Annotated in this window: 8 protein-coding genes and 1 pseudogene; 3 read left to right on the top strand and 6 right to left on the bottom strand. The window is 70.6% G+C overall.

Annotated elements, in window-relative coordinates:
* A pseudogene (locus ACKOQ4_RS10930) lies at positions 1–2,726 on the bottom strand (hypothetical protein); the annotation flags it as partial.
* Positions 2,727–2,882: 156 nt separating this feature from the next.
* Positions 2,883–5,558 (bottom strand): DNA polymerase I, encoded by a 2,676-nt coding sequence (gene polA / locus ACKOQ4_RS10925; RefSeq protein WP_526291697.1) that lies wholly within the window; start codon positions 5,556–5,558, stop codon positions 2,883–2,885.
* A gap of 62 nt (positions 5,559–5,620) precedes the next feature.
* Here polA and ACKOQ4_RS10920 point away from each other — a divergent pair, with 62 nt between their 5' ends.
* From ACKOQ4_RS10920 to ACKOQ4_RS10910, 3 genes are all read left to right on the top strand, one after another.
* Positions 5,621–6,061: a Zn-ribbon domain-containing OB-fold protein gene (locus tag ACKOQ4_RS10920; RefSeq protein ID WP_526291695.1), complete on the top strand. Its 441-nt coding sequence runs from the start codon at positions 5,621–5,623 to the stop codon at positions 6,059–6,061.
* Positions 6,058–7,290, top strand: coding sequence for a lipid-transfer protein (locus ACKOQ4_RS10915; protein WP_526291693.1), 1,233 nt, complete (start codon positions 6,058–6,060; stop codon positions 7,288–7,290). The genes ACKOQ4_RS10920 and ACKOQ4_RS10915 overlap by 4 nt, the downstream gene beginning before the upstream one ends.
* A 101-nt stretch (positions 7,291–7,391) precedes the next feature.
* Positions 7,392–8,348 (top strand): low temperature requirement protein A, encoded by a 957-nt coding sequence (locus ACKOQ4_RS10910; RefSeq protein ID WP_526291691.1) that lies wholly within the window; start codon positions 7,392–7,394, stop codon positions 8,346–8,348.
* Positions 8,349–8,354: 6 nt separating this feature from the next.
* On the opposite strand, the gene ACKOQ4_RS10905 is transcribed toward ACKOQ4_RS10910, so the two are convergent.
* The 4 genes from ACKOQ4_RS10905 to ACKOQ4_RS10890 form a co-directional block, all read right to left on the bottom strand.
* Positions 8,355–9,089, bottom strand: coding sequence for an ABC transporter ATP-binding protein (locus ACKOQ4_RS10905; RefSeq protein ID WP_526291689.1), 735 nt, complete (start codon positions 9,087–9,089; stop codon positions 8,355–8,357).
* On the bottom strand, positions 9,076–9,897 hold the full coding sequence (locus ACKOQ4_RS10900; RefSeq protein ID WP_526291687.1) for an ABC transporter ATP-binding protein: 822 nt from the start codon (positions 9,895–9,897) through the stop codon (positions 9,076–9,078). Before ACKOQ4_RS10900 ends, ACKOQ4_RS10905 begins: the two co-directional genes overlap by 14 nt.
* Positions 9,894–11,054, bottom strand: coding sequence for a branched-chain amino acid ABC transporter permease (locus ACKOQ4_RS10895; RefSeq protein ID WP_526291685.1), 1,161 nt, complete (start codon positions 11,052–11,054; stop codon positions 9,894–9,896). Before ACKOQ4_RS10895 ends, ACKOQ4_RS10900 begins: the two co-directional genes overlap by 4 nt.
* Positions 11,051–11,453 (bottom strand): ABC transporter permease subunit (locus ACKOQ4_RS10890; protein ID WP_526291683.1); only part of this gene is annotated, 403 nt, incomplete at its 5' end. The genes ACKOQ4_RS10895 and ACKOQ4_RS10890, both read right to left, overlap by 4 nt.

Genomic DNA, 11,453 nt, shown 5'->3' with positions numbered 1-11,453 from the left:
CCGCTGTCGCCCGGGTTGACACCGTCGACGCCGTCCCGGCCGTCACCGCCGTTGCCGCCGATGGCGCCGAGGCCACCGGCGCCGCCCGCGCCGCCGTCGCCGGAGACGCTGCCGCCCTTGCCGCCCGCGCCGCCCGCGCCGCCGGCCCCGCCCGCGGTGCCGTCGGTGCCCGAACCGCCCGCCGTGGTGGCGCCGGCGCCGTTGGTGCCGTCCTTGCCGTCGCCACCGCTGCCGCCCGCGCCGCCGTCGCCGACCGCGCCCGCGGCACCGCCGGCGCCGCCCTTGCCACCGGACGCCCCGGCCGGGGCCTTGGGATCGGCGGCCATGTTGTAGCCGGTGCCGCCGTTGCCGCCGTTACCGCCACTGGTCGGCGTCGTGCCGCCCGACCCGTCGGTGCCGGCCTTGCCGCCGGTGCCGGCGCCCTTGGCGCCGCCCTTGCCGCCGCCGCCGCCGGCGCCCGGGTCGCCGCCCTTGCCGCCGTTGCCGCCATCGGGGTGCGCGCGGGTGCCGTCGGCGCCGCGCCCGCCGTGGCCGCCGACTCCCCCGTTGCCGCCGGAGCCGCCGTCGCCGCCGTCGCCGGCCGCCGCGACAGTCTCACGGACCAAGCCGTAGCGGCCGGGTCCACCGCCGGTGCCGGAGGTGCCGTCATAGCCGTTGCCGTTGTTGTCGCCGAAGCCGGTGGAGTCCGCACCGCTGACACCCGCGGTGCCCGCACCGGCGTTTCCGCCGCGGCCGCCGACGCCCCCGGCGCCGCCGTTGCCCAGCAGCACGCTGCCGGTGCCGCCGTTGCCGCCCGCGCCGCCCGCGCCGCCGTCGGCGCCAAGACCGCCGTCAGCGCCCCGCCCGCCGGCACCGCCGGCGCCGGTTCCGTTGTTCTCATAGGGGCTGCTGCCGTCGATGGTGAACGGGATGATCCGCGCGTTCGCCCCGCCGTCGCCGCCGTTGCCGCCCTTGCCGCCGGCCACGCCGGCCACCGGGGCGGCGGTGCTGTTGCCGCCCGCGCCGCCGTCACCGCCGGCGCCCCACAGGGTCAGCGGGCCGGTGCCGCCGGCGTTGCCGCCCGTGCCGCCGGTGCCCCCGACGCCGACCGCGTCGCCGCCGGCGCCGCCGTTGCCGCCGCCGTCGAGGAAGATCGCGCTGCGCCCGCCGTCACCACCGTCGCCGCCGCGGGTGTAGCCCACGCCGCCGGCGCCGCCCGGTCCGCCGTCGCCGGCCGGTGAGAACTTGCCGGTGGTGCCACCGTCGCCGCCGTTGCCGCCCACGCCGCCGACGTTGACCGCCGCGCCGCCGACGCCGCCGAATCCGGCGTTGTTGACCAGAGAGAACGTGCCCGTATTGCCGCCGCGGCCGCCCTGACCGCCGGTGCCGCCGACCCCGGTCGCCGCACCGCCGGTGCCGCCGGTGCCGCCGAAGCTCAACCCCGGGGGATACCCGGCGATGGAGAACATTCCGGAGTTGCCGCCGGCACCGCCGGCACCACCGACGCCGCCGACTCCGGAGGCCACGCCACCGGTGCCGCCGTCACCGCCGCGGCCGAAGAACAGGCCGCCCGTGCCGCCGGCACCCCCGGTACCACCGGACTGGACGCCGTCGACGCCGGCGCCACCGTTGCCGCCCCTGCCCCACAACCCTGCCGACCCGCCGTCGCCGCCTGCGAAACCGTTGCCGCCGTCGCCCCATAGCAACCCGGCCTTCCCGCCGTCGCACGCACCACTGGTGCATGCGCCCTCGTACCGGGTGTAGCTGTAGCCGGTCCCACCCAGGATGCCCGCATTCGGGTTCTCAGCGGTGCCGTCCCCGAACAGTTTGACCTGGTTGCCGGTCGCGGAAGCTCTCGGCAGGTTGAGCAGAAGACCTCCGGAGGTGGTCGTGGCCGACGCCGCCGGGGCGGTGCGCGAGCCCCTGCTCAACTCGCGGCGGGTGAACGCCGCGGCGGTCCAGGCCAGCGGCGCAACCGCGGGCCCGTCGCCGGAGCCGCCCGCAGCCAGCCAGGACAGCAGACCCGGACCCAGGCCGCTGACTCGGCCCGGCGCAGAACTCACCGCCGCCGCCGCAGGCGGACGCATCACCGGCGCCGAATTCGCCGCGGCGGCGGCACGCGCGATCGCCGACCGGACCGGCTGCGCCGGAACCGCGATCGCAGCGGGCGCCGGGGTGTCCGGGTCCGCAGGAGCGCTCAGCGGCGCGGCCAACGCGCTTGTGGCGCCGGGCACGGCTGCGGCCGGACGTGCCGTCCGGGCCTCTGCGGCGGCCTCGGCGGGCTGCGAGTTGCCCCGTTTCCCACGCTGCGGGAGTTCCGGAACCGAAGCCGACGGCCGGGGTGTGCGACCACGGCGCGACGTCCGGTCGGGCGTCGCGGGGGCGACCTGCTCAGCCGCGTCGTTACCGGAGGCCGGGTCACTCTGCGCCGGGTCACTCTGCGCCGGGCCGATCCGGGACGAGGCGTCGCCCGAACGGGGTTTGGAGGACGCTCGGGACCTGGCCGGTGAGCTGCCGCGCGAGGTACCCGGGTCGTCGCTGGAGGAACTCGATCCCGTCGAGCCCGCCGAGCCCGACGTGTCGGCGTAGGCGGACACCGGCGAGGCGATGGCCGCCCCCACACCCAGTGCGACGGCCAGCGCGCCGATCCGGCCCACGTAGCGCGCGGACCCGGAGTCCTCGGGGCAGACGTCGCGCTGCCCGGAACGGGTGAGGCGGACGGGCTGGATCGACTTGGCTGCGGCCATCACGGTTCCTTCACGATTCATGTTCAAAAGTCATGTTCAAGAGCGCGACGTTCCCCCGCGCCTGAGGCGTCACTATGCCATTGCCGCCCGCCCGGGAAAACCTTCACCCGCGAAAACCCGACGAAATGTCGGCAAACACTTTCATCGGCGCCTCCGCTAATGCGCCGCGGCGTCCCAGGTGGGTCCGTAACCCACCGAAACCTCCAGCGGAACGTCCAGCGGGTAGGCACCGCCCATCTTGTCCCGCACCAGTTTCTCGACCGCGTCCCGCTCCCCCGGCGCGACCTCGAGCAACAACTCGTCGTGCACCTGCAGCAACAGCCGAGAGGACAGGCCGGCGTCGGCCAGGGCGGCGTCCACCCCGATCATCGCGACCTTGATGATGTCGGCCGCGCTGCCCTGGATCGGGGCGTTGAGCGCGGCACGCTCGGCGGCCTCGCGGACCTGGCGGTTGCTGCTGTCCAACTCGGGCAGGTAGCGCCGGCGGCCCAGCACCGTGGAGGTGAAGCCGTCCTTGCGGGCCTGGTCGACGATGGCCAGCAGGTAGTCGCGCACCCCGCCGAACCGGGCGAAGTAGGCGTCCATCTGGTCCTTGGCCTCTTCGGTGGAGATCTTGAGCTGCTGGGACAGCCCGTAGGCGCTCAGCCCGTAGGCCAGTCCGTAGGACATCGCCTTGACCCGGCGGCGCAGTTCGGCGGTGACCTCGCCGATCGGCACGCCGAAGGCCCGTGACGCCACGAAGTTGTGCAGGTCCTCACCGGTGCGGAAAGCCTCGATGAGACCCTCGTCCTTCGACAGGTGGGCCATGATGCGCATCTCGATCTGGCTGTAGTCGGCGGTCATCAACTCGGCGTATCTGAACCCTGGGCCGTCGCCGACGACGAAGGCGTCGCGGATGCGCCGACCGGCGTCGGTGCGGATCGGGATGTTCTGCAGGTTCGGCTCGGTCGAGGACAGCCGGCCGGTCGCGGCGATGGTCTGGTTGAAGGTGGTATGGATGCGCCCGTCGGCGGCGGCGGACTTCAGCAGGCCGTCGACGGTGACCTTCAGCCGGGTGGCGTCGCGATGGGCCAGCAGGTGTTCCAGGAACGGGTGGCCGGTCTTGTCGAACAGCGCCTGCAACGCGTCTGCGTCGGTGGTGTAGCCGGTTTTGGTCTTCTTGGTCTTCGGCATGCCGAGTTCGTCGAAGAGCACCACCTGCAACTGTTTGGGCGATCCGAGGTTTATCTGCTGGCCGATCACCGAGTAGGCGGCCTCCGCGGCGTCGCGGATCGCATCGCCGAACTCGCGCTGCAGTACGTCCAGCGCGTCGAGGTCGACGGCGATGCCGGCGCTCTCCATGCCCGCCAACGTGGTCTGGACCGGCAGTTCCATATCGGCCAGCAGCGAAGCCGAGTCGATGCGTACCAGTTCCTCGTCGAGCGCGTCGGCGAGGTCCGCGACGGCGCGGGCCCGCAGGATCAAAGTCTGGACCGCCTGGTCGTCGACGCCGTCGGTGTCATCGAGCAGTGACAGTTGTTGCTGCTCTTGAGTTTCCGCGCGCAATTCGCGGCGCAGATAACGCAACGACAGGTCGTCGAGAGTGAAACTGCGCTGGCCGGGTCGGACCAGGTAGGCGGCCAGTGCGGTGTCGGAGGTGACCCCGGCCAGCGTCCAGCCCCGCCCGTCCAGGTCGTGCATGGCGACCTTGGCCTCGTGCAGCGCCTTGGGCTTGCCTGGGTCGGCCAGCCACGACCCCAGCGCCGCCTCGTCCTCGGCGGTCAGGGTGGCGGTGTCGATGTAGGCGCCCTCACCGTCGGCGGTCGCGATCGCCACCGCCGTGGCGTCGCCGTCGTAGACGGCGTGGGTGCCCGTCACCGCCACCCCGGCGCGACGGCCGTCGGCGGCGTGGGCGGCCAGCCAACCTGCGACGGCTCCGGGCTCCAGCGCGCCGCCGCGCACGTCGAAACCTTCGTCGACCTCCGGTTCGACCGCCGAGAGAGTCTCGAACAGACGGTCGCGCAGCACCCGGAACTCCAGGTCGTCGAAGAGCCGATGGATCTGGTCGCGGTCCCACGGCAGCAGGCGCAGCGTGTCGGGGGTCTGGGCCAGCGGGACGTCGCGCACCAGGTGGGTCAGCTCACGGTTGAGCACGACGGTGGCAAGGTTGTCGCGCAGCGAGTCTCCGACCTTGCCGCGCACCGATTCGACGTTGTCCACCAAGCCCTGCAGCGAGCCGTACTCGACGATCCACTTCGCAGCGGTCTTCTCTCCCACACCGGGGATGCCCGGCAGGTTGTCGCTCGGGTCGCCGCGCAGCGCCGCGAAATCGGGGTACTGATCGGGGGTCAGTCCGTACTTCTCCTGCACCGCCTCAGGGGTGTAGCGGGTCAGCGTGCTGACACCCTTGATCGGGTACAGCACGGTGACGTTGTCGTTGACCAGTTGCAGCGAGTCGCGGTCACCGGTGACCACCAGCACCCGGTAGCCGGCTTCGTCGGCCTGGCCGGCCAGGGTCGCGATGATGTCGTCTGCCTCGTAGCCGGGCTCGGCCAGCACGGTGATGCCCAGGGCGCCCAGCACTTCCTTGGTGATGTCGATCTGGCCGCGGAACTCGTCGGGGGTGTCGCTGCGGGTGGCCTTGTACTCCGGGTAGCGCTCGGAGCGGAAGGTCTGCCGCGAGACGTCGAACGCGGCGGCGACGTGGGTGGGCCCCTCGTCGCGGAGCAGGTTGATGAGCATCGCGGTGAACCCGTAAACCGCATTGGTGGTCAGACCGTTGCGGGTCTTGAAGTTCTCCGCGGGCAGCGCGTAGAACGCCCGGAAGGCCAGCGAATTGCCGTCCAGCAGCATCAATGTCGGCTTCTCGCTCACGCCCATACTCTAGGCACACCGGACGGGCGTAATCTGAGCCCGTGCCGGGTTCCTCTCAAGCCCCCGCGATCGACGGCTGGTGGTCCTTCGACGAGTCGGGGACGCCCCATCTGGTCGGGTCGAGATGCCCGCGGTGCGGCACCGTGGTCTTCCCGCCGCGGGAGGACAACTGCCCCAACCCGGGCTGCGGCGCCGACGAACTGGAGACGGCGGCGCTGTCACGGCGCGGGACGCTGTGGAGCTACACCGAGAACCGCTACCAGCCGCCGCCGCCCTACCCGCAGACCGACCCGTTCGAACCGTTCGCGGTGGCGGCGGTGCACTTGGCCGACGACGGGATCATCGTGCTGGGCAAGGTGGCGGCGGGGACGTTGGCCGCCGATCTGAGGGTGGGCATGGAGATGGAGTTGACGACGATGCCGCTCTACGTCGACGACGACGGGGTCACCCGCGAGGTCTACGCGTGGAAGGTGGCCCGGTGAGCACATCTCTCCCCGGACCGCTTGGCTCCTGCCCGCCGGAACCCGTCTACATCCTCGGCGCGGGCATGCACCCGTGGGGCAAGTGGGGCCGTGACTTCACCGAGTACGGCGTGGTCGCCGCCCGCGCCGCGCTGCGCGACGCCGGCGTGGACTGGCGTCAGATCCAGCTGGTGGCCGGCGCCGACACCATCCGCAACGGCTATCCCGGCTTCGTCGCCGGGGCGACGTTCGCCCAGAAGCTGGGCTGGACCGGCATCCCGGTGTCGTCGAGCTATGCGGCCTGCGCGTCGGGGTCCCAGGCGCTACAGTCCGCGCGGGCGCAGATTTTGGCCGGGCTGTGCGACGTCGCTCTCGTCGTCGGCGCCGACACCACCCCGAAGGGGTTCTTCGCCCCGGTCGGCGGCGAGCGCAAGGGCGACCCGGACTGGCAGCGCTTCCACCTGATCGGGGCCACCAACACGGTGTACTTCGCGCTGCTGGCCCGGCGTCGGATGGACCTCTACGGCGCCACTGCGGAGGACTTCGCCACCGTCAAGGTGAAGAACTCCCGCCACGGCCTGAACAACCCCAACGCCCGCTACCGCAAGGAGAGTTCGATCTCCGACGTGCTGGCTAGCCCGGTGGTGTCCGACCCGCTGCGGCTGCTGGACATCTGCGCGACCTCCGACGGCGGTGCCGCGCTGGTGGTGGCGAGCAAGGCCTTCACCGAGAAACACCTCGGGTCAGCGGCCGGGGTGCCGTCGGTGCGCGCGGTGTCCTGCGCGACGCCGGTCTATCCGCAGCACCTGCCCGAACTGCCCGACATCGCCACCGACTCCACCGTGGCCGTGCCCGCCCCGGACCGGGTATTCAAGGACCACATCCTCGACGTCGCCTACGCCGAAGCCGGTATCGGGCCCGAGGACCTCAGCCTGGCCGAGGTCTACGACCTGTCCACCGCGCTGGAACTGGACTGGTACGAGCACCTCGGCCTGTGCGCCAAGGGAGAGGCTGAGGCGCTGCTGCGCTCCGGGGCGACCACCGTCGGCGGACGCGTCCCGGTCAACCCGTCCGGCGGGCTGGCCTGCTTCGGCGAGGCGATCCCGGCCCAGGCCATCGCCCAGGTCTGCGAGCTGACCTGGCAGTTGCGCGGGCAGGCCACCGGCCGGCAGGTCGAGGGTGCCACTGTCGGCGTCACCGCCAACCAGGGCCTGTTCGGCCACGGCTCGTCGGTGATCGTCGCCCGCTGACGGACCCCGCCGGGCGGTTCCGGGTCTCCGGGTACCTCGCGGCTGACAGGCCGGTCTTGAATGCGGGCTGGTGATCGGCCCGCTGTGGCAGCATCGACGCCGTGGCCGATCGGCGCTTGGTTTGGTTCGATCTCTTCTACGATCTGGTGTTCGTTGCGGCCCTGGTGAACGGCGCTCACCTTTTCCAGGAGGAGCCGACGGTCGCGATCGGCTTCTGGCTCGGCGCCACTCTCGTCGTCATGCTCGTCATCTGGATTCTCACCGTCCTGCATGCCAACCTGTTCCCGCGGGACAACTGGCTGAGACGGGCGTTGGTTCTCCTCCAGATGTTCAGCGTCGCCGTCGCCATCCTCGCGATCGGCAGGAAGACCGAAAGCCTCCCGGACAATCTAGGGTTCCTCGCCCTCGGGGTCGCCTTCCTCTCCATAGCGCTGATGTACGCGTCATCGGATCAGTCCCGGTACCGCCGGGAAGCGCGTCTGGTGACCTGGTCCAGCGGCCTTGCCGGCGCCATCTTCATTGCGGGCGCTCCGTTCGCGGAATCGGGTGTCAGGATCGAGCAGAGCATTTTCACCGCGGGCGTCCTGGTCGGCTGCGTCCCGGTGTACTGGACGCTTGCGGGGCGCCTTGTCGGCACGCACCTGAACGCGGAGCACTTCTCCGAGCGGCTCGGCGAACTTCTCGTGATCGTCTTGGGTGAGTCGTTCGTGGAGGTGGTGATCCGCCTCGACGGGTTCACCCACTTCCCGAATTTCCCGATACTGGTCGTCGCCTTCCTGATCACTTTCGCAACCTGGTCCTTCTATTTCACTTTGATCGAGCCGCGGCAGATGCCCCGAGCGGCCGGCCCTCTCCGGCTCTGGTTTCTCTCGTACTGTCTGCTGATCTTCGGCCTGATGGCGGTGGCCACGCGAGCCGGGCAGCTGGTCGTCAGGCCGTGGCGCGAGACATTCACCACCCTCCCGTGGATCTGGACGGTGATGCCGATCGTCTACATCTCGATCGCAATGACAGGCCTGTACCGGATCTCGCGGAGATACCCCCTACTGCAGCGATAACCGCGGTCAGGCCACCCCGAGGTAGGCGGCCCGGATGCTGTCGTCAGCCAACAACTCCCGCGCCGGGCCCTCGCGGGTCACCGAGCCGGTCTCCAGGATGTAGGCCCGGTCCGAGCGGCTCAGCGCCTGCTGGGCGTTCTGCTCCACCAGCAGCACCGTGGTGCCCGCGGCATTGATCTCGGCGATGATGCCGAAGATCTGCGATATCACCATGGGTGCCAGGCCCATCGACGGCTCATCGAGCAGCAGCACCCGCGGCCGGGCCATCAAGGCCCGCCCGATGGCGAGCATCTGCTGCTCCCCCCCGGACAGCGTCCCGCCCACCTGCTTGCGCCGCTCCGACAGTCGCGGGAAGGTCTCGAAGACCCAGTCCATTCGCTCGTCGTGGGCTGACCTGGACTCGAACTTGCGCCCGTAGCAACCCATTTCGAGGTTCTCGGTGACCGTCATACCCGGGAAGACACCGCGGCCCTCCGGGGCCTGAATCAGGCCGTCGATGGCGCGCTGGTGGGCCTTGACCCGGGTGATGTCGCGGCCGTCGAACCACACCGAGCCACCGGTCAATGGCCGCAGACCCGAGATCGCGCGCATGAGAGTCGTCTTGCCCGCGCCGTTGGAGCCCAGCAGGGTCACCAACTCGCCCTCGCGCACGCTCAGCGAAACCCCATGCAGCGCCTCGATCCGGCCGTAGTGGACGACCGCGTCGCGCACCTCCAGCAGCACCCTCTCAGAGTTGGTCATCGGGCACCCCCAGGTAGGCGGCGATCACTGCGGGATCCTCGCGGATCTCGGCGGGCAGGCCGTCGGCGATCTTGCGGCCGAACTCCAGCACCACGATCCGGTCGGCCACCCCCATGACCACCCGCATGTCGTGCTCGATCAGCAACACGGTGTAGCCGTCGTCGCGGATCGCCCGGATGAGATCGACCAGCGCCGCCTTCTCGCTGGGATTGAACCCGGCGGCGGGTTCGTCCAGGCACAGCAGTTTGGGCTCGGTGGCCAGCGCACGGGCGATCTCCAGCCGCCGCTGGTCGCCGTAGGAGAGATTCTTGGCCTTCTCCTCACCGCGGCGGGCGATGCCGACGAATTCCAGCAGCGCGACCGCCTTCTCGATGGCGACGCGCTCCTCGCGGCGGTGCCTCGGACTGCGCACCAGCGCACCCGGCACCGAGGTCAGGTGCCGTGCGTCGGTGCCGACGATCACGTTCTCCAGCGCGGTCATCTCGCCCCACAACCGGATGTTCTGGAAGGTGCGGGCGATACCGAGCCGGGTGATCTGGTAGCGCTTGCGCCGGCCCAGGCGTTGGCCGTCGAAGTCCACCGTCCCCGCACTGGGCCGGTACACACCGGTGATCGCGTTGAAGCAGGTGGTCTTGCCTGCGCCGTTGGGCCCGATCAGCCCGAGGATCTCGCCGCGCCGGATCGAGAAGCTCACCGAGTCAAGCGCGGTCAGCCCGCCGAACCGGACGCTGAGATCGGTTGCCTGCAGGAGGACCGCGCCCTCGGGGGTGTGCATCTCACGGTGTAGAGCGGCCGTGTCCTCGGTCATGACGCCGCCGATCCCAACAGCCGTCGCGCCGACTGGCCGTATGTGAGCAGTTGCTGGCGCACCGGGAACAGGCCCTGCGGCCGGAAGATCATCAGCACCACCAGAGCCAGACCGAAGAACAGGTACTTCAGGTCGCCGAGATTGATGCCCCACAGTTGCACGCCGAGCAACCGGTTGGGCAGGTACACGCTGACGAACGCGCCGAAGATCACTCCGAGTTTGTTGCCCTGGCCGCCGAGCACCACGGCGGAAAGGAACAGCATCGAGTTGATGATGTTGAACGTCGGCGGTGCGACGAACTGCACCTGGCCGGCATACAGCGCACCGGACAGCCCGCCGATGGCCGCGCCGATCACGAACGCCCACAGTTTGAATCGGAAGGTGTTGACGCCCATGACCTCCGCGGCGTCCTCATCCTCGCGGATGGCCACCCAGGCCCGGCCCACCCTGCTGCGCTCGAGGTTGCCGACCAGCAGCAGGATGCCCACCATCAGCACCAATCCGAGCCAGAACCACCAGGTCCCGTAGTTGGCCTGGCCGGAGGAGTTCCCACTGGAGAACACCCCGTCGGGAAGATCCGCGCTCTCACCGACACGCGGGTAGGCCACCTGATTGAGGCCGCGGGGCCCATTGGTGATCCCGGAGAGGTTGTCGGCGAGCAACCGGATGATCTCGCCGAAGCCGAGGGTGACGATGGCCAGGTAGTCCCCGCGCAGTCTCAACGTAGGGATGCCCAGGATCAGGCCGGCCAGCGCGGTGGCCGCCATGGCGATCGGCACGCAGGCCAGCCAGGCCCACTTCTCGCTGAGGAAACCGTGTTCACCCACCCTGTTCAGCGGACTGTCCGGACTGGTGAGAAGCGCCACGGTGTAGGCGCCGACGGCATAGAAGCCGACGTAGCCCAGGTCCAGCAATCCCGCCTGTCCGACAACGACATTCAGACCGATGGCGATGATCGCCACCATGGCGAACTGCGCCATCGTGCCGCCGAAGCTGATGCCCGGGGTGTTCAGGAACGGTGGGGTGTAGAGCGGCAACAGCGCCAGCGCGCCGAAGGCCAGCACCCCGAATCCCCACTTCTGCACCCGGGTGCGATCGGCCCACCAGCGCCGCAGCGCGTCGCCGGGAGCGAGCAGGGCATCGGTCCGGTGGCTCATGCCCTGGCCTTCCCGAGACTCTCGCCGAGGATGCCGGTCGGCCGGAACAGCAGCACCAGCACCAGCAGGACGAAAGCGACGACGTCGCGCCACTGGGTGCCGAACCCCGCCTGCCCGTAGTTCTCCATGACGCCCAGCAGCAGACCGCCGAGCAGCGCGCCGCGCAGGTTCCCGATGCCGCCGAGCACGGCCGCCGAGAAGGCCTTGATGCCCAGCAGGAACCCGCCGGAGTAGATGATGCCCTGGGGAACCCGCAGCGTGTAGAGCAGCGCGGCCGCTCCGGCGAGCATGCCGCCGATCAGGAACGTCCGCAGGATGATGCGCTCCCGGGACACCCCCATCAGCGTCGCCGTGGTCGGGTCCTGCGCGACGGCCCGGATGCCGCGGCCGAATTTGGTG

It is taken from the genome of Mycobacterium sp. (genome assembly GCF_046095365.1).
Classification (GTDB): domain Bacteria; phylum Actinomycetota; class Actinomycetes; order Mycobacteriales; family Mycobacteriaceae; genus Mycobacterium.
Note: the sequence above shows the minus strand (reverse complement) of the source record. Positions and strands in the feature narration are given on the sequence as shown.

Bases quoted from the DNA above. Each gene is read 5' to 3' on its own strand.
- polA (WP_526291697.1), bottom strand. From the start codon at position 5,558: ATGCTGCTGGACGGCAATTCGCTGGCCTTCCGGGCGTTCTACGCGCTG.
- ACKOQ4_RS10895 (WP_526291685.1), bottom strand. From the start codon at position 11,054: ATGAGCCACCGGACCGATGCCCTGCTCGCTCCCGGCGACGCGCTGCGG.
- ACKOQ4_RS10905 (WP_526291689.1), bottom strand. From the start codon at position 9,089: ATGACCAACTCTGAGAGGGTGCTGCTGGAGGTGCGCGACGCGGTCGTC.
- ACKOQ4_RS10900 (WP_526291687.1), bottom strand. From the start codon at position 9,897: ATGACCGAGGACACGGCCGCTCTACACCGTGAGATGCACACCCCCGAG.